At 63.9% G+C, this 17,658-nt stretch carries 16 protein-coding genes and 1 pseudogene; 9 read left to right on the forward strand and 8 right to left on the reverse strand.

Going from position 1 to position 17,658, the window contains the following annotated elements; translation table 11 throughout:
• Positions 1-18 precede the first annotated feature (18 nt).
• From rnhA to ispH, 3 genes are read right to left on the reverse strand one after another with little or no spacing between them, the layout of a single operon-like run.
• Positions 19-504 (reverse strand): ribonuclease HI, encoded by a 486-nt coding sequence (rnhA, locus tag CTR53_RS14830; protein ID WP_290814935.1) that lies wholly within the window; start codon positions 502-504, stop codon positions 19-21.
• Between the two features lie 2 nt (positions 505-506).
• Positions 507-1,496 (reverse strand): homoserine kinase, encoded by a 990-nt coding sequence (locus CTR53_RS14835; RefSeq protein ID WP_290814938.1) that lies wholly within the window; start codon positions 1,494-1,496, stop codon positions 507-509.
• Between the two features lie 13 nt (positions 1,497-1,509).
• The gene (gene ispH / locus CTR53_RS14840; RefSeq protein ID WP_290814940.1) at positions 1,510-2,472 is read right to left on the reverse strand and encodes a 4-hydroxy-3-methylbut-2-enyl diphosphate reductase; all 963 of its coding nucleotides are present in this window, start codon (positions 2,470-2,472) and stop codon (positions 1,510-1,512) included.
• A 209-nt stretch (positions 2,473-2,681) separates the two neighbouring features.
• Here ispH and CTR53_RS14845 point away from each other — a divergent pair, with 209 nt between their 5' ends.
• Both CTR53_RS14845 and CTR53_RS14850 read left to right on the forward strand, forming a co-directional pair.
• The gene (locus CTR53_RS14845) at positions 2,682-3,266 is read left to right on the forward strand and encodes a hypothetical protein (protein WP_290814943.1); all 585 of its coding nucleotides are present in this window, start codon (positions 2,682-2,684) and stop codon (positions 3,264-3,266) included.
• Between the two features lie 10 nt (positions 3,267-3,276).
• The gene (locus tag CTR53_RS14850; protein WP_290814946.1) at positions 3,277-4,260 is read left to right on the forward strand and encodes a putative sulfate exporter family transporter; all 984 of its coding nucleotides are present in this window, start codon (positions 3,277-3,279) and stop codon (positions 4,258-4,260) included.
• On the opposite strand, the gene CTR53_RS14855 is transcribed toward CTR53_RS14850, so the two are convergent.
• Positions 4,243-4,536: a helix-turn-helix domain-containing protein gene (locus CTR53_RS14855; protein ID WP_290814949.1), complete on the reverse strand. Its 294-nt coding sequence runs from the start codon at positions 4,534-4,536 to the stop codon at positions 4,243-4,245. The genes CTR53_RS14850 and CTR53_RS14855 overlap by 18 nt on opposite strands.
• Positions 4,537-4,674: 138 nt before the next feature.
• Here CTR53_RS14855 and CTR53_RS14860 point away from each other — a divergent pair, with 138 nt between their 5' ends.
• Positions 4,675-5,205 carry a hypothetical protein gene (locus CTR53_RS14860; RefSeq protein ID WP_290814952.1) on the forward strand — a complete coding sequence of 177 codons (531 nt, stop codon included), beginning with the start codon at positions 4,675-4,677 and terminating at the stop codon, positions 5,203-5,205.
• On the opposite strand, the gene ggt is transcribed toward CTR53_RS14860, so the two are convergent.
• The 3 genes from ggt to CTR53_RS14875 form a co-directional block, all read right to left on the reverse strand.
• Positions 5,202-6,806 (reverse strand): gamma-glutamyltransferase, encoded by a 1,605-nt coding sequence (gene ggt, locus CTR53_RS14865; RefSeq protein WP_290814955.1) that lies wholly within the window; start codon positions 6,804-6,806, stop codon positions 5,202-5,204. The two genes, CTR53_RS14860 and ggt, sit on opposite strands and share 4 nt — an antisense overlap.
• A 71-nt stretch (positions 6,807-6,877) precedes the next feature.
• The gene (locus CTR53_RS14870) at positions 6,878-9,223 is read right to left on the reverse strand and encodes a bifunctional salicylyl-CoA 5-hydroxylase/oxidoreductase (RefSeq protein ID WP_290814958.1); all 2,346 of its coding nucleotides are present in this window, start codon (positions 9,221-9,223) and stop codon (positions 6,878-6,880) included.
• Positions 9,224-9,351: 128 nt separating this feature from the next.
• Entirely contained in the window at positions 9,352-9,936 is a 585-nt protein-coding gene (locus tag CTR53_RS14875) for a hypothetical protein (protein ID WP_290814961.1), read from the reverse strand.
• Positions 9,937-10,125: 189 nt separating this feature from the next.
• On the opposite strand from CTR53_RS14875, the gene rpsT reads away from it, so the two are divergent.
• Positions 10,126-10,389, forward strand: a complete 264-nt coding sequence (rpsT, locus tag CTR53_RS14880) for a 30S ribosomal protein S20 (RefSeq protein ID WP_290814963.1) — start codon at positions 10,126-10,128, stop codon at positions 10,387-10,389.
• Positions 10,390-10,472: 83 nt separating this feature from the next.
• Here the strand turns inward: rpsT and CTR53_RS14885 are convergent, their stop codons facing one another.
• Positions 10,473-10,787 (reverse strand): hypothetical protein, encoded by a 315-nt coding sequence (locus CTR53_RS14885; RefSeq protein WP_290814966.1) that lies wholly within the window; start codon positions 10,785-10,787, stop codon positions 10,473-10,475.
• Positions 10,788-10,873: 86 nt separating this feature from the next.
• Here CTR53_RS14885 and CTR53_RS14890 point away from each other — a divergent pair, with 86 nt between their 5' ends.
• The 5 genes and pseudogenes from CTR53_RS14890 to CTR53_RS14910 all read left to right on the forward strand — a co-directional run.
• Complete coding sequence (locus CTR53_RS14890; protein ID WP_290814969.1) at positions 10,874-11,302, forward strand: rhodanese-like domain-containing protein; 429 nt, start codon at positions 10,874-10,876, stop codon at positions 11,300-11,302.
• 47 nt (positions 11,303-11,349) lie between these two features.
• Complete coding sequence (gene dnaA, locus CTR53_RS14895) at positions 11,350-12,834, forward strand: chromosomal replication initiator protein DnaA (RefSeq protein ID WP_290815219.1); 1,485 nt, start codon at positions 11,350-11,352, stop codon at positions 12,832-12,834.
• 191 nt (positions 12,835-13,025) lie between these two features.
• Positions 13,026-14,144, forward strand: coding sequence for a DNA polymerase III subunit beta (dnaN, locus tag CTR53_RS14900; protein WP_290814972.1), 1,119 nt, complete (start codon positions 13,026-13,028; stop codon positions 14,142-14,144).
• A gap of 1 nt (position 14,145) precedes the next feature.
• Entirely contained in the window at positions 14,146-15,351 is a 1,206-nt protein-coding gene (gene recF / locus CTR53_RS14905; RefSeq protein ID WP_290814975.1) for a DNA replication/repair protein RecF, read from the forward strand.
• A 95-nt stretch (positions 15,352-15,446) separates the two neighbouring features.
• Positions 15,447-17,640 (forward strand): annotated as a pseudogene (locus CTR53_RS14910) (DNA gyrase subunit B); the annotation flags it as partial.
• Positions 17,641-17,658 lie beyond the last annotated feature (18 nt).

Genomic DNA, 17,658 nt, shown 5'->3' on the forward strand with positions numbered 1-17,658 from the left:
TGCAAAGCCGGTCCGGGTTTACCGGGCCGGCTTTTTCTTTTTCGACGGCTTGATGCTGTCGCCGGCGATTTCAGTGGCAGCGTTGCGGGCCAGAACGTCGACGCGTTCATTCTCGACATGGCCGTCATGGCCGCGCACCCAGTGCCAGCTCACCTTGTGCGGGGCGACGGCTTCTTCGAACCGCTGCCACAGGTCGACATTCTTCACCGGTTTGCGGTCGGCGGTCTTCCAGCCGCGTGCTTTCCAGGAGCGCAGCCAGCCGGTGGCGCCATCGATTACATATCGGCTGTCGGAATAGAGCGCCACAGTGCAAGGCTTCTTCAGAGCCTCCAGCGCCATGATGGCGGCCAGCAACTCCATCCGGTTGTTGGTGGTGTCTGGCTCGCCGCCGCTGAGTTCCTTCTCGGTCTCGCCACGCCGCAGCAGGGCGGCCCAACCACCCGGACCCGGATTGCCGAGGCAGGCACCGTCGGTGAAGATTTCCACGGACTGCAGATCGCTCATTTTCAACGTTCGATGCCGTAAGCCGAAGCGCCCAGCACCTGACGGTGGAATTTCAACTTCTTCCAGTATTCCAGTGGATCCTTCGGCTTCACCAATGCACCCGGCACCTGGTTGAGCCAGTCATACAGTCGCGTCAGCAGGAACCGTAAGGCCGAGCCGCGCGCGAACAGCGGCAGGGTATGTACCTCGCCATCGGTCAGCGGGCGCACGCTTTCATAGCCACTCAGCAGCGCGCGGGCCTTGGTGACGTTGAAGGCGCCATCGGCCTCGAAGCACCAGGCATTCAGGTTGATTGCCAGTTCGTAGGCGAAATAGTCATTGCAGGCGAAATAGAAGTCGATCAGGCCGCTGAAGCTTTCACCGATGAAAAACACATTGTCGGGGAACAGGTCAGCATGGATCACGCCATGAGGCAGCGGCCGGTCGCCGGCGCGACCGGGCGTTTCCGGCCAGGCGGCTTTCAGCGCGTCGTATTCGCGCGCGATTTCATGGGCCAGGCCGGGTACCACGGTATCGGCTTTGTCGGCGCAGTCGGCGACCAGCTTGGCCCAGCCATCCACGCTGAGCGCATTCGGCCGGTGCATTGGAAAATCCTTGCCGGCCAGATGCAGCCGTGCCGTGGCGGCGCCGAGTTCGTTGCATTGTTTAGCGGTGGGCTTCTTCGGCCAGACGCCGTTCAGGAAACTGATGATGGCGCAGGGGCGGCCGGCCACTTCGTTCAGCAGATTGCCGTCGCGGTCATGGATCGGCGTCGGGCAGGCCAGGCCTTTCGCTGCCAGATGATCCATCAGGCCGAGGAAGTAGGGCAAGTCGTCACGTTTCACCCGGCGCTCGTAGAGCGTGAGGATGTAGTTGCCGGTTTCGGTGCCGAGCAGGTAGTTGGAATTCTCCACACCTTCGGCAATGCCCTTCACCGACAGCGCGCAGCCGAGCTTGTAGCGTTGCAGCAGGGCAGCGAGCTGCGTTTCGTCGATTTCGGTGTAGACGGCCATGGCGGGATGCGGATTAGGCGGCGGATGCGTCGAGGGCGACCGGCAGTTTGAACTGCACGGATTCGGTGGCGGTGGCGATTTCACGCATCGACACGTCATAGCGGTCGCGGAAGGCTGCGATCACTTCCTCGACCAGCAGTTCCGGCGCGCTGGCGCCCGCGGTAATTCCGACGGATTTGACGCCTTCCAGCGCCGACCAGTCGATCTCGCTGGCGCGCTGCACCAGCAGGGCGATGCGGCAGCCTTCGCGCTTGGCCACTTCCACCAGACGCAGTGAGTTCGACGAGTTTGGCGCGCCGATCACCAGGACGGCCTCGCTGTGGGCGGCAATTGCCTTCACGGCGACCTGACGGTTGGTGGTGGCGTAGCAGATGTCTTCCTTCTTCGGGCCTTCGATCTGCGGGAAACGCTGCTTCAGCGCGGCAATGATATGCGCGGTGTCGTCGACCGACAGCGTCGTCTGCGTGATATAGGCGAGCGGTTCGCCGGCCGGCGCCTGAAGCGTGGCGACATCGGCTACAGTTTCGATCAGCAGCACGGCGCCGGGCGGCAACTGGCCCATCGTACCGATCACTTCCGGATGGCCTGCATGGCCGATCAGCACGATCAGGCGGCCTTCGCGATGATGGCGTTCGGCTTCGCGATGCACCTTGCTGACCAGCGGGCAGGTGGCGTCGAGGTAGGAGAGCTTGCGGGCTTCGGCATCGGTGGGCACCGACTTGGGCACGCCATGGGCGGAGAAGACCACATGTGCGCCGGCCGGAACTTCATCCAGCTCGTCGACGAAGACGGCGCCCTTGGCGGCCAGGTTGTCGACCACGAAGCGGTTGTGCACGATCTCGTGCCGCACATAGACCGGCGCGCCGAAACGTTCCAGCGCCCGCTCCACGATCTGGATGGCGCGGTCGACCCCGGCACAGAAGCCGCGCGGTGCAGCAAGTACCAGGGAGATCGAAGGGCGGTCGGCGGAGGTCATCGGCAGTGCGTCACTCTTGGGCGTCACTCTGGGGGCGTCACTCAGGTCCGGGCAGTGATTTCAGGCCTGAATCAGCTATTTCATTTCAATAGCTTGCAGACCTGTCGCTTGTCTCGGGGAAGCCCCTCTTCTATACAGGACTGGCCCGGGAAACTGCTGGGCAAACTAATACACTCGCCTCGCGAAGGAAAGGCCGCCTGGATGCTCCGGTGTCGTTCCGCTCGCCCTGCCTCACCGAAGCTTTTGCCATGACCCTGCAGTCCTTCCGTTTCCCGCTGATTGCCCTGACGGCCGTTATGCTGGCTGGTCTGCTCTCCGCCTGCGGTGGCAATTATCAAAACCGCATGCCTGCCTGCCCGAAGGTCGGTATTCTGGGCGACGCGAGCAAGGCGACGCAGTATCGCGACGGTCCGGGCCGCGACCTGACCGATGTCACCTTCGAAACCGAGCTGGTCGATTTCAACGGCAACTGCAAATACGAAGACAAGCAGACCACGGTGATCATCAACTTCGTGCTGCAGGTTGGCGCCACCCGCGGTCCGGCCGCCACGCAGGCGGAAGCCCAGGTGCCCTATTTCGTCGCCGTGGTCGACAAGCAGCAGAATATCCTGTCGCGCGAGCGCTTCGTGGCCCGTATCCCGTTCAAGGCCGGCCAGCGCCGCGTGATCGTCGCCGACGAATTCGAACAGGTTCTGCCGCTGCAGGGGCGTCATACCAGCGAATTCGAGATCCTGGTCGGGCTCGAAATCCCGCAGGACCAGTTGAACCGCATCCGCCAGCAGCGCGGCTTCTGATCCCGCGATCATGGAACGTGTCCGCAACCTGTTGCCGGGGTTGACCGTCGCCGCCACGGTGGCGCTCGCTGTCGGCTTTATTGCCGATCATTACGGCGGCCCGCAATTCCTGCTCGCGTTACTGCTGGGCATGGCGTTCAACTTCCTCAGCACCGATGCCCGCGTACGCCCCGGCATCGACCTGTCGGCCCGCACGGTTCTGCGCATCGGCGTCGCCCTGCTCGGTATCCGCATCACGATGGACCGCATCACTGAACTCGGTCCGGTGCCGATTCTGCTGGCAGTCTGCGGCGTCACGGTCGCTATCAGCACCGGCCTGCTGCTGGCGCGTCTGGCCGGGCGCAGCCGCGAGGAGGGCCTGCTGTCGGGCGGCGCCGTCGGCATCTGCGGTGCGTCGGCTGCCATGGCGATTTCGGCAGCATTGCCGCGCTCACCACAGGCCGAGCGTCTTACCCTGCTCACCGTGATCGGCGTGACGGCGTTTTCCACCATCGCGATGATCATCTATCCCGTCCTGGCGAAGATCCTCGGGCTGGACGAAACCGCATCCGGCGTGCTGTTCGGCGCCACCATTCATGACGTGGCGCAGGTGCTGGGCGCCGGACTCACCGTGTCGCCGCATGCTGGCGATGTGGCGACTTTCGTGAAGCTGGTGCGCGTCGCCTGCCTGCTGCCGGTCGTCGTCGGCATCGGGCTCATCTATCGTACCCGCGCCGCCAGTGCCGGCACACAGACCCAGCCGCTGCTGCCGCATTTCCTGCTCGGCTTCATCGCGCTCGTCGTACTTGGCAGCGTGATCCCGCTGCCGGCCATTGTGGTCAGCAGCGTTTCGGAAGTATCGCGCTGGTGCCTGCTGATCGCGATCTCCGCGCTCGGTGTGAAGACCTCGTTCGCCGAACTCTTCGCGCTCGGCTGGAAACCGCTCGCGCTGATCCTGACGGAGACGCTGGTGCTGCTCTGCTTTGTGCTGGCAGGCCTATTCCTGTTCTTCTGAGCCGCCCGGCGTTTCTCTGGCCCAGTCCTCGGCCCAGCCCTGCAGGGCCATCAGGTTCGGTTGCAGTCGCCGGGCCGCTTCGGTAAGGGCGTAGCCCCGGCCGCCATCGTGGATGACCAGACGGGCTGCACGCAGCTCCTTGAGCCGCTGCTGCAGCACCGTGGGGGAAACCCCGTCACAGGCCGTCTGCAGGGCCCGGAAGGTCAGCGGGCCGCCCTGCAATTCCCACAGCACGCGCAGGCTCCAGCGGCGCCCCAGCAGGTCCAGCAGCGCCATGATCGGACGCCCGGTGGCGGAACCGCGGACGGGCTGGTGGGGCAGGGGTGGTTTGGCGGACATTTTTGGCCCTTGCGCTACGGATTTAATAGCACTAGTTTGCTACTGAATTCATAGCATAGCAGAAAGGCCGGCGCCATGACCCGTCTCGCTCCACTCACCCAGCCCTATCCGTCCGAGGCCGCTGCCGAACTGGCGCAGATGCCGGCCGATATTGGATTGTTTCGCACCGTGGCGCATAACCCGCGCGTGCTGTCGCGCTGGCGCGGCGGCGGACTGCTCGACAAAGGCTCGATCACGCTGCGCCAGCGCGAGATCCTGATCCTGCGCACGACGGCGAAGCTGAAAGCGGAATACGAATGGGGCGTGCATGTCGGCTTCTTCGCTGCGAAAGCCAAATTCAGCGATGCGGAAATCCGTGCCAGCGTGCATGGCGATGCTGCGGCCTGGCCGACGGCGGATGAATCCGTGCTGATCGAATTCGCTGATGCGCTGGTTACCACCGGCACGGTCGATGACACGCTCTGGCAGAAAGCGGCGGCCCATTATAAAGCCGACCAACTGATCGAGATCATCGCGCTGGTCGGCTTTTATCATCTGGTGTCGTTCACGGTGAACGCGACCGGCGTGGCGCTCGAACCCGAAGCGCCACGCTTTCCCTCAGCTTAGTAGGCGAGCGCGCAACCGTCCTTGCGCGGATCGGAGCCGGCCTGCAGCACGCCATTGACGCCGTCGATGAGGATGGCCTGACCGCCGCCATGCGGCATTTCGGCCTGCTTGATCTCGTGGCCGAGATTGGCCAGCCCGAGCAGCACATCTTCGCGGATGCCGCGTTCGGCCTCGAATTTGCCGGCAGTGTGGAAACCGCGCGGGCAGTCGATGGCTTCCTGCACGTTCATGCCGAAATCGACCATATTGGTCAGCACATGGCTCTGGCCGACCGGCTGGAAACCGCCGCCCATCACCCCGAAGGAAAGCCAGGGCTTGCCGTCCTTCAGCGCCATCGCCGGAATGATGGTGTGCAGCGGTCGCTTCCACGGTTCGACGCAGTTGAGATGGCCGGGCTCGACCTTGAAGCCGGCGCCGCGGTTCTGCAGCAGCACGCCGGTTTTCGGGCTGGTCAGCGCCGTGCCATAGGGCCAGAACAACGAGTTGATGAAGGAGCAGGCATTGCCCTCTTCATCCACCACGCTGAGATAGACGGTGTCGCGATAGGACTGGCCGCCGACCGGGCCCGGCGGGTCCATGGCTTTCTTCATATCGATGCGGCCGCGCAGTTCATCGGCGAATTCCATCGACAGCAGCTTCTGGATCGGCACATCGGCAAAGGCGGGGTCGGCCACGTAAAGGTCGCGCGCCTGGAAAGCGAGGCGGGTGGCCTCCGCTTCGATATGGAAACGCTCGACGCCGACCGGATCGTATTTGCTTAAGTTGAAGCCGCTCAGGATATTCAGCATCAGCAGCGTGATGATGCCGACGCCATTCGGCGGGATCTCCAGAATCTCGACATCCTTGTAACGCGTAGCTATAGGCTCGACCCAGAAAGCTTCCTGGGTGGCGAAATCTTCCAGCGTATGCGTGGCGCCGAGGCCGCGCAGGTAGGTCACGATGTCTTCGGCGACCCAGCCGGTATAGAAACCGTCGCGACCTTTGGCAGCGATCTCGCGCAGCACCTTGGCGTGTTCGGGCTCGCGGAAGGTCTCGCCGAATTGCGGCGGCCGGCCGTCCTTCAGCCACATGCGGGCGGTATTGGCATCGGCCTTCAGCTTGGCCTCGTTGCGGCGCCAGTCGGTGCTGACGCGCTCGGTGACCGGAAAGCCTTCCTCGGCAAACCTGATCGCCGGCTGCAGCAATTCGCCCAGCGGCATCTTGCCGAAACGCGCATTCAGCTTGCTCCAGGCATCGACGGCGCCCGGAATGCTGACGGCATGCGGCGAAGTCAGCGGAATTTCATTCAGGCCCTGCCTGATCAGCAGGTCGGCGGTCAGGCCCTTCGGCGCGCGGCCGGAGCCGTTCAGGCCATAGACCTTGCCGCCTTTCTTCGTATCGGTGCCGGCCGGCGCGTAGAGCACGAAGTTGTCGCCGCCGATGCCAGTCGAGCCGGGTTCGACCACGCCCTGCACGGCGCAGGCCGCGATGGCTGCATCCGTGGCGTTGCCGCCGCGTTTCAGAATCTCGATGGCGGTGATGGTGGCAAGGCTGTGCGAGGTGGCGGCGGCGCCGTGACGGCCCATGGCCACGGAACGGCCAGGCAATTGCAGATCGCGCATGAGGTCGAAACTCCGGAGAAGGCTGATGCGATCAGCCTACACCAGAGCAATCCGCATGCGACAGGCCTGCGTTAAATTTCATCTCTGCGCGCGCGCTGCTTTGCGAAAGAATCCGCGGCCCCCGATCGCGTATGGGCCTCTTCGCGTTCGCGCCTGCGCAATTGGTACAATTGGTCCCGCCCGGCCTCATACTGTTTCGGCCAGCTCGTGCCGCGCCAATCGTAATCCGCGGCAGCGTGGAGCGTGAAATACGGATCGGCCAGATGCGGACGGGCCAATGCGCAGAGATCGGCGCGGCCCGAGGCCACGATGGTGTTGACCTGATCGGCAGATGTAATGGCGCCGACGGCGATGGTGGCGATGCCGGCCTCCTGCCGGATCGCATCGGCGAATGGCGTCTGGAACATGCGGCCGTATTGCGGCTTGGCCTCGGCGGTGGTCTGCCCGGCCGAGACATCGACCAGATCGCAACCATGGCTTTTGAGCATCTTTGCGATCTCGATGGAGTCTGCGACCGAGAGGCCGTCCGGAACCCAGTCCACGGCCGACAGGCGCACCGAGATCGGGCGTTCTGCCGGCCAGGCGGCGCGCACCGCGTCGAAGATTTCGAGCGGGAAGCGCAGACGGTTTTCCAGGCTGCCGCCATACTCGTCGGTGCGCCGGTTGGTCAGCGGCGAAATGAAGGTCGAGAGCAGATAGCCATGGGCGAAATGCACCTCGATCATGTCGAAGCCAGCAGAGATCGCCAGTCTGGTTGCGGCGACGAAATCGTCGCGCACAGCATCCATGTCGGCCCGCGTCATGGCGCGCGGCGTCTGGCTGTCAGCGTAATAGGGCAGGGCCGAGGGCGCGACGATCTCCCAGTCCTCGCCCTTGGGCAGGGGGCGGTCGTAACCGCCTGACCACGGCAGCGTGGTGGCGCCCTTGCGGCCGGCATGGCCGAGCTGCACGGCGATCTTCGCCTTGCTGTTGCCATGGACGAAATCGGTGATGCGGCGCCAGGCTTTGGCCTGCTGGTCGTTCCACAAGCCGGTACAGCCCAGCGTGATGCGGGCCTCCGCCGCCACGTCGGTCATCTCGGTAATGATCAGTCCGGCGCCGCCGACGGCACGGCTGCCCAGATGCACCAGCGTCCAGTCGTTCGGCAGCCCTTCCTCGACTGAATACTGGCACATCGGCGAAACCACCACGCGGTTCTCCACCGTCATATTGCGCAGGCGGAAGGGCGTGAACATCGGCGGCGGCGCGGTCTTGGGCGCGGGCGTGCCGAGGTCTTTCGCCGTCTTCTCGGCAAACCAGCGGTCGATCTGCCCGATGAAGCCAGGATCGCGCAGGCGCAGGTTTTCATAGGTGATGCGCTTGGAGCGCGACAGCAGGCTGAGCGCCAGCTGGATCGGCTCGAAGTCGCGATAGCGGTCGGTATGCTCGAACCATTCCAGCGAGACCTGCGCCGCATGCTGCAGGATCGAGACTTCGGTCTGGCGGGCGTCTTCGAACGCCTTCAGTGCGGCGGGAATGGACGGATGGCCGGCATTCAGCGCACGGCTCAGTGCGATGGCATCTTCCATCGCCAGCTTGGTGCCCGAGCCGATCGAGAAATGTGCGGTATGCACGGCATCGCCGATCAGCACGACATTGTCATGCACCCAGCGTTCGCATTTGATCGTCGGGAAAGTGCGCCAGAGCGACCGGTTGGTCAGCAGCTTGTGGCCGTTGAGCTGCTTCGCAAACAGCGTCTCGCAATAGGCGGTGGTATCGGCTTCGCTGGCCTTGTCCAGCCCGGCGCGCTGCCAGGTTTCTTCCGTGGTCTCAACGATGAAAGTCGAGAGGCCGTCCTCGAAGCGATAGGCATGTACCTGGAACAGGCCATGCTCGTTCGCCTCGAAGATGAATGTGAAGGTGTCCAGTGGCAAAGTTGTGCCCAGCCAGACGAACTTGCTGCGGCGCCAGTCCAGGCTCGGTTGGAAAGTCTGCTTCCAGGTCTCGCGCACCAGGCTGTTGATGCCGTCCGCACCGACCAGCAGGTCGCAGTCACGGCGTAAGGACTCGAAATCCTGCTGCTCGCTGCCGAATTTCAGGATCACGCCCTCAGCGGTGCAGCGCTCCTGCAGGATGTGCAGCAGCTTCTTGCGGGCCAGCCCGCAGAAACCATGGCCGCCCGAGCGTACGGTCTCGCCGCCGGCCACCACGTCGATCTCGTGCCAGTAAGCGAAATTCTGGCGGATCGCCTGCGCGGTTTCGGCATCCTCGGCGAGGAACTGGTTCAGGGTCTCGTCAGAAAACACCACGCCGAAGCCAAACGTATCGTCGGGCTGGTTACGCTCGTAGATGGTGATCTGATGGCCGGGATCGGCCTTTTTCATCAGCAGAGCCAGATACAGGCCGGCCGGACCGGCCCCGACGATGGTCATGCGCATTGGATTACCCCTGGTCTCAGGCCGGCCTGTTCCACACGAGCCCCGGCCGGTATCCGAATGCAATATATTTTATATTTAAAATAATTTCCGGCAAGCGGCTCTTTTGCCATTACGTCAGGGCAGGGCGGTCAGCGGGCGCGTGCGGCGGTCAGGCCGAAAGCGGCCAGGGCAATGCCGAAACAGATGCGCGACAGTTCGCCCGGCGATAGCGGCACGAAACCGAGATAGCGGTAGCGGGCGAGTTCGGCGAAGGCGAGGGCCAGCACGCCCAGCAGCAGCCAGCGTGCCGGGACCGGGCGGTGACGCAGGCCGACCAGAACGGCGAGCATGAGGATGCCGAGCAGGATCAGCGGCAGCGGCAGGCTGCCGAGCGGCAGGCGGTCGGCAGCGACTGCAATCGCCACGGCGATGGCAATACCCGTGTACAGGGTGGTGCGCTTGGAACCGGGTGGAATGATCAGGCTGAAGACGGCGCCAAGTGCGATCGCGACCAGACCGAGGGTGAAGGCCAGGTAGCGCAGGTCGGATTCCAGTCCCGCCAGTCCCGACCAACCGGTCAGCGCGGTCAGTTCCGCCAGTGCAATCGCTGTATGCAATGCGCCGCCCACGCCCCAGAACAGCGCAGCAGGGATCGGGCTGCGGGCCACCAGCACCAGACACAGGATACCGCCGAGCAGATAAACCATTTGGGCGATCAAGGCGATGTCAGGCATGGCTGCACTATGCCGGTGCGACCGGGGTGCCGCAAGCCGCCGCCAAGTGACTGGAAGCCGGCTGAAAATGCAGGAAAAGTCGTGGCAGATGCTCTGTTTGGCGGGGTTGACGCCTGCCGGGGGTGGGGCTATAACCCCGGCCTCGAATTGGCCGCAAGGCATCTTACAAACTATCGGAAATTCCAAGCTATGGCTCAGCATAAGTCCGCGGAGAAGCGCGCCCGCCAGACCAAGAAGCGCACGGCAGTCAATCGTGCCCGTCGCAGCAAGGTCCGCACCGCTGTAAAGACCCTCGAAACCGCGATCGCCTCCGGCGACAAGGCTGCCGCAGCGGCCGCTCTGAAGAAGGCGCAGCCCGCCCTCGACAAGAGCGTGAGCGCGTCGGTGGTCCAGAAGCGCACCGCCTCGCGCAAGCTGTCGCGTCTGAACGCCCGCGTCAAAGCTATGGCTTGATTTAGTCAGCCGCATCCGCGGCGGACACAAGCTGTACTACATAAGAACATCGCCCGTCTGTTTATGCAGCGGGCGATGTTTTTTTATGCGTCTGCGAAGGACGATTTACGCCGCAGGTATGTTCGCAGACGTTTTATCAGCAGCGGGATTAGTTCGTGCGCTATACGCCCACCGCGCAAATTCGCAACGGCAAGTTCCAATTCTGCAACAGGTAAAAATATTTTTGGGGGAGTCATCATCTGTCCGCTTGCGTGGCCCTGATGATTTCCCTTTAATGCCCCGGCTGCCGCTTGTTGAAGAGCTTTTGAGGCCGCCTCGCGTAGCAAGAAATTTGCTTCGCTTTCGGGGATGAGCTTCAGGGCACGGTCTTGAAAAAAGATCGCAGTGCTGAAAATCACTGCTCCGCAACTGACAGCACGCGTGACGAAAACATAGATTTGAAACAACAAAACGTAACGCGAGGTTGGGGATGTTGGCTTCGGTGATGGCGGGGGATAAAGACTATGCTGGCGATATCTCGACGACCGAAGCCTGGAGCCAGCTGGCGAACGACCCCGACGCGCTGCTGATCGACGTCCGTACCCAACCTGAATGGAGCTTCGTCGGTTCGCCTGATCTGGGCAAACTCGACAAGCGTCCCCTGTTCGTGTCCTGGCAACTGTATCCTGAGATGAGTGTGAACCCGCGTTTTGCCGATGAATTGCGCAGCCAGGGCGTGAAGCCGGGCCAGGCGCTGTATTTCCTCTGCCGTTCGGGTGCCCGTTCGCGCGCCGCTGCCAAGGCCATGACGGCCGCCGGCCTCGGCCCCTGCTATAATGTTGCAGGCGGCTTTGAAGGCGATCTCGACACCGACAAACATCGTGGACGATTGGGTGGCTGGAAGGCTGCCGGTCTCGCCTGGATCCAGAGCTGAGGTCGGTCATGGTCAAGTCATCTCAGCCGCAGCCGCAATCCGTCTCCATGTCCGAACTGTCGGACAGTCTGCATCCCGGCGCCTCGGGCGAGCCGCTCGATGTGCAGTGGCAGCGGGTCCGCACCCGTCTGCGCGTCTCCTTCGGCGATGCCGCCTTCAATTCCTGGCTGAAGCCGCTGGCGCTCGCCGATGAGGGTCTCGCCAAGGACGGCGATGTGCATCTGGCCGTGCCGACCCGTTTCATGCGCGACTGGGTCGCCAATCATTATAGCGAACGCCTGCGCGAAATCTGGCGCCTGGAAAATGCCGACGTGCGCCGCGTGGTCATCCACGTCCGCCCGACCGCATCGACCCAGCCGCCGCAGGCCGGCAAGGCGATGGCGGCGACCGTGCCGGCCATCGAGCCCGGTGCGCCCTCGGGCCTGACCGCCCGTCCGGCTTCGACCGGTTCCGCCTCGGTCCGTCCGGCCCTGCAGGTGCGCGACATGGACGATGTCGAGCGCGAACTGTCCGCGCCGCTCGATCCGCGCTTCACCTTCGACAGCTTCATCACCGGCAAATCCAACGAGCTGGCCCGTGCCGCTGCCTTGCGCGTGGCCGAGAGCCCGACCGTGACCTACAACCCGCTGTTCCTCTATGGCGGCGTCGGCCTGGGCAAGACCCATCTGATGCATGCGATCGGCTGGCATATCCGCCAGCGCTTCCCCGAGCGCCGCGTGGTCTATCTTTCGGCCGAGAAGTTCATGTACCAGTTCATCCGTGCCCTGCGCTTCAAGGACACGATGGCCTTCAAGGAGCAGTTCCGCTCGGTCGATGTGCTGATGATCGACGACATCCAGTTCATCGCCGGCAAGGAAAGCACCCAGGAAGAGTTCTTCCATACCTTCAACGCGCTGTGCGACCAGAACCGCCAGATCATCGTCTCGGGCGACCGTTCGCCGTCGGATCTGGAAGGCATCGAGGAGCGCATGCGCTCGCGTCTGGGCTGGGGCCTGGTCGCCGATATCCATCCGACCGATTTCGAACTGCGCCTCTCGATCCTGCAGGCCAAGGCCGAGAAGAACGGCCTGACCAACATTCCGCAGGAGGTGCTGGAATTCCTCGCCCGCCGCATCACGTCGAATGTGCGTGAGCTGGAAGGCGCGCTGAACCGCATCTCGGCCTATGCCAGCCTGGTCGGCAAGCCGGTTACCGTCACTTCCGCTCAGGAAGTGCTGCAGGATCTGCTGCGCGCCAACGACCGCAAGGTGACGATCGAGGAAATCCAGAAGCGCGTCGCCGAGCATTACTCGATCCGCTTCGCCGACATGCACAGCCCGCGTCGGGCGCGTGCCGTGGCGCGTCCGCGCCAGGTGGCGATGTATCTGGCCAAGCAGCTCACCTCGCGCAGCCTGCCCGAAATCGGCCGTAAATTCGGCGGTCGCGACCACACCACGGTGATGCATGCCGTGCGCAAGATCGAGGAGCTGCGCGAGATCGACGCCGCCTTCGCGGAAGACATTGATTTGCTGCGCCGCAAACTGGAAAGCTGATTTTTCAGCAAAATCCAGTAAAATCAAATAGATAGAATTTACAAGGGCTCGTCGGAAGGCGGGCCCTTCGCATATGCAAAAATGGGCTCCGGCAGGGCCAAATCCCTCGCTAGCACAGGGGGGCTTTGATATACTTAACAGACTCGGCAGCTGCTGCCGCAAACCAACAAAAACATGACCGGTTTTCCACCATGAAACTGACCATCGAGCGTGCTGTCCTGCTGACCGCCCTGAGCCATGTCCAGAGCGTGGTGGAGCGCCGCAACACGATCCCGATCCTGTCGAACGTGCTGCTGGAAGCCGATGGCGACAAGCTGGCGCTGACCGCGACCGACCTCGATATCGCGGTGGTCGAGAAGCATCCCGCCAAGGTGTCGAAGTCCGGTGCCACCACGGTGGCCGCGCATACCTTCTACGACATCGTGCGCAAGCTGCCCGAAGGCGCGGAGGTCGAGCTGACCTTCACTGCCGCCGAACAGCGCCTCGACCTGCGCGCCGGCCGCTCCAGCTTCAAGCTGAGCTGCCTGCCGAAGGAAGATTTCCCGGTGATGGCGGCGGGCGAACTGCCGCACGGCTTCACGCTGCCGGCCGACCAGCTGCGCCGCCTGATCGACAAGACGCGCTTCGCCATCTCGACCGAAGAGACGCGCTACTACCTCAACGGCATCTACGTGCATGCCGCCAGCAGCGCCGGCGTGCCGATGCTGCGTGCGGTCGCCACCGACGGCCATCGTCTGGCCCGCGTGGAATCGCCGCTGCCGGCCGGTGCCGCCGGCATGCCGGGCGTGATCGTGCCGCGCAAGACGGTGAACGAGCTGCGCAAGCTGCTGGAAGGCGGCGCCTCCGAAGCCCGCATCGAGCTGAGCGACACCAAGATCCGTTTCGCCATCGGCGACCTGGTGCTGGTGTCGAAGCTGATCGACGGTGCCTTCCCTGAATACGAGCGCGTGATTCCGCGCGACAACGACAAGGTGATGGAAGTCGACAGCAAGGCCTTTGCCGCCGCCGTCGATCGCGTCGCCACCATTTCGACCGAGAAGAGCCGCGCGGTGAAGATGTCGCTGAAGCCGGAAGGCATCGAGCTTTCCGCCACCAGCCCGGACCAGGGTTCGGCCTCGGAGCAGCTGACCGCCGCCTACAGTTCGGCGCCCATCGAGGTCGGCTACAATTCGCGTTACCTGCTCGACATTGCCGGGCAGATCGAGGGCGAGAATGCCCGCTTCCTGCTGGCCGATGCGCTGGCGCCCACCGTTGTGCGCGATCCGAGCGACGACGGTGCGCTCTATGTGCTGATGCCGATGCGAGTCTGATTTGGCCGTAAGCGCGGTACGTGTTGCAGACCAGGCGTATGAGGGCGTAACAGCGGGCGGTACCGCGGTTCTGTCACTCCGTCTGCGCGACTTCCGCAATTATGCCGACCTGCATCTGCGCCTGAGCGGCGGCCCGGTGGTGCTGACCGGACCGAACGGCGCCGGCAAGACCAATATCCTGGAAGCGCTGTCTTTCCTGAGCCCCGGCCGCGGCCTGCGCCGCGCGAAGCTTTCGGATGTCAGCCGCAGCGATTGCACCGGTGCCGGCTGGGTCGCGCACGCCGATCTCGCCAGCTGCGTCGGTCCGGTGTCGGTCGGCACCGGTCTGGCCGAAGCGGGCGAGGACGACGGCGCCGAGCGCCGCGTCGTGCGCATCAATGGCGAGGCGGCGTCGAGCGCCAACGGCCTGGTCGAGTATCTGGATGTCGCCTGGCTGACGCCGCAGATGGATCGCCTGTTCGTCGAGGGCCTGTCGACGCGGCGGCGTTTCATGGATCGCCTGGTCTACGGTCTGGATGGCGGTCATGCGCGTCAGGTCGCGGCTTATGAGAAGGCGATGCGCGAACGCAACCGCCTGCTGAAGAACGCCAGTAGCGTATCGGGGGCCGATGCGGTCTGGCTGGCGGCGCTGGAAAGCCAGATGGCCGAGCATGGCGTGGCGGTGGCGGCCGCCAGACGCGACGGTCTGGCCCGTATCGAGGCCGGCATGGCGCTGGCCAGCGGGCCGTTCCCGAAGGCGCGGCTGGCGGCGCAGGGCACCGTCGAAACATGGCTGACCGAGATGCCGGCGCTGGCCGTGGAAGAGAGAGTCCGGAAGCTGCTGGCGGAAAAGCGCGGCATCGACCGAGATGCCGGCGCGGCCACCGAAGGTCCGCATCGCAGCGACATGGCGGTGTGGCATGCCGACAAGGACCAGCCGGCCGCGCAATGCTCGACCGGCGAACAGAAGGCGCTGCTGATCGCGATCACGCTGGCCAATGCGCGGCTGATCCGGGCGCGGCGCGGGATTGCACCGCTGATGCTGCTGGACGAAGTCTCGGCGCATCTCGATGTCACGCGCCGGACGGCATTGTACGAAGAGCTGCTCAGCCTCGGCGGGCAGGTCTGGTTGACCGGCACGGATGAGGACCTGTTCGCAGGACTTGCCGGCCAGGCGGAATTTTTCACGGTCAGCGACGGCGTTGTGACGCCGCGGGCCGTTATTTAGAGGTTGTGAAGCGATGAGCGAAGCAGTGAACCCGCAGGGCAACGAAGGCAACGGCGAGAATTACGACTCCTCCGCCATCAAGGTGCTGAAGGGNNCTGCATCACATGGTCTATGAAGTGGTCGACAACGCCATCGACGAGGCGCTGGCCGGCTATTGCGACGAAGCCTATGTCGGCCTCAATCCCGATGGCTCGGTCACGGTGCGCGACAACGGCCGCGGCATTCCGGTCGACATCCACCCGGAAGAAGGCGTCTCGGCCGCCGAGGTCATCATGACCCAGCTGCATGCCGGCGGTAAATTCGACCAGAATTCCTACAAGGTGTCGGGCGGCCTGCACGGCGTCGGCGTGTCGGTGGTCAATGCGCTGTCGGTGACGCTGGATCTGCGCATCTGGCGCGGCGGCAAGGCCTATCACATGCGCTTCCGCCATGGCGAAGCCGAAGCGCCGCTCGCCGAGGTGGGCGAAGCCGGTGGCAAGCGCGGCACGGAAGTCACCTTCCTGCCGTCGTCGGAGACGTTCACGAAGACAGAATTCGACTACAACACGCTGGAGCATCGCCTGCGCGAGCTGGCCTTCCTCAACAACGGCGTGAAGATCGTGCTGGAAGACCTGCGCGGCGTCGAGCCCAAGCGCACCGAGCTGCGCTACGAGGGCGGCGTCGAGGCTTTCGTCGCCTATCTCGACCGCAACAAGACGCCGCTGCACAAGCCGCCGATCGCCATCCGTGGCGAGCGCGAGGGCATCAGCCTGGAAGTCGCGCTGGAATGGAACGACGGCTATCACGAGACGATGCTGTGNNAAGGAAAAGGTGGCGATCACCGGCGAGGATTCGCGCGAAGGCCTGACCTGCGTGCTGTCGGTGAAAGTGCCGGACCCGAAATTCTCGTCGCAGACCAAGGACAAGCTGGTGTCGTCGGAAGTGCGCCCGGTGGTGGAAAGCATGGTCAACGACCTGCTGGCCAACTGGCTGGAAGAGCATCCGCAGGATGCCCGCCAGATCATCGGCAAGGTGGTGGAAGCCGCTGCCGCCCGCGAAGCCGCCCGCAAGGCGCGCGAACTGACGCGGCGCAAGGGCGCGCTGGATATTTCTTCTCTTCCCGGCAAGCTGGCGGACTGCCAGGAGCGCGATCCGGCCAAGGCCGAACTCTTCCTGGTCGAGGGTGACTCGGCGGGCGGTTCCGCCAAGCAGGGCCGCAACCGCGCCAACCAGGCCGTGCTGCCGTTGCGCGGCAAGATCCTGAATGTGGAACGCGCGCGTTTCGACAAGATGCTGTCGTCGCAGGAAATCGGCACGCTGATCACGGCGCTGGGCACCGGTATCGGCCATGACGATTTCGACGTGGCGAAACTGCGCTACCACAAGATCATCATCATGACCGACGCCGACGTGGACGGCGCCCATATCCGCACTTTGCTGCTGACCTTCTTCTTCCGCCAGATGAAGCCGCTGATCGATGCGGGGCATCTCTATATCGCCCAGCCGCCGCTCTACAAGATCAAGCGCGGCCAGTCGGAACGCTACCTGAAGGATGAGGCGGCGCTGGAAGATTTCCTGATCAGCGAAGGCATCGAGAATGCCGTGCTGAACCTGCATGACGGCAGCCAGCGCGCCGGCGGCGATCTCAAGACGCTGCTGGAACATGCGCGCCATGCCCGCATGCTGCTCAACGCCATCGGCAAGCGCTACAATCCCTGGATCGTCGAACAGGCCGCCATTCTCGGCATGCTGCAGACCGAGATCGTCTCCGATCCGGCCAAGGCCGGCCCGGCGGCGGAAGCGCTGACGACGCGGCTCAATGCGCTCACCAATGAACTGGAGCGCGGCTGGGTCTGCGAAGCGACGGGTGACGGCACCATGACGGTGCGGCGCGCCCTGCGTGGCTATACCGAAGGCTATGTGCTGGATGCCCAGCTGTTCCGTTCGGCCGAGGCGCGCAAGCTCAGCGAGATGGCCGGCGAAATGCAGTTGACCTATCTGCAACCGGCCGAACTGCGCCGCAAGGACGAGAAGCATGTCATCCAGGGGCCGCTCGATCTGCTCGAACGCGTGCAGGCCACCGGCAAGCGCGGCATCACCATGCAGCGCTACAAAGGTCTCGGCGAGATGAACCCGGACCAGCTGTGGGAAACCACGCTCGACACCGAGGCGCGCAGCCTGCTGCAGGTGAAGATCGACCACGCCGAAGAGGCCGACAACGTGTTCGAGACCCTGATGGGCGATGTTGTCGAGCCGAGACGCGAATTCATCCAGGGCAATGCGCTGAATGTGGTGAATCTGGATATTTGACTGTTTGTCGAGAATGGG

This window comes from Ferrovibrio sp. (assembly GCF_002796975.1).
Taxonomy (GTDB): Bacteria; Pseudomonadota; Alphaproteobacteria; order Ferrovibrionales; family Ferrovibrionaceae; genus Ferrovibrio.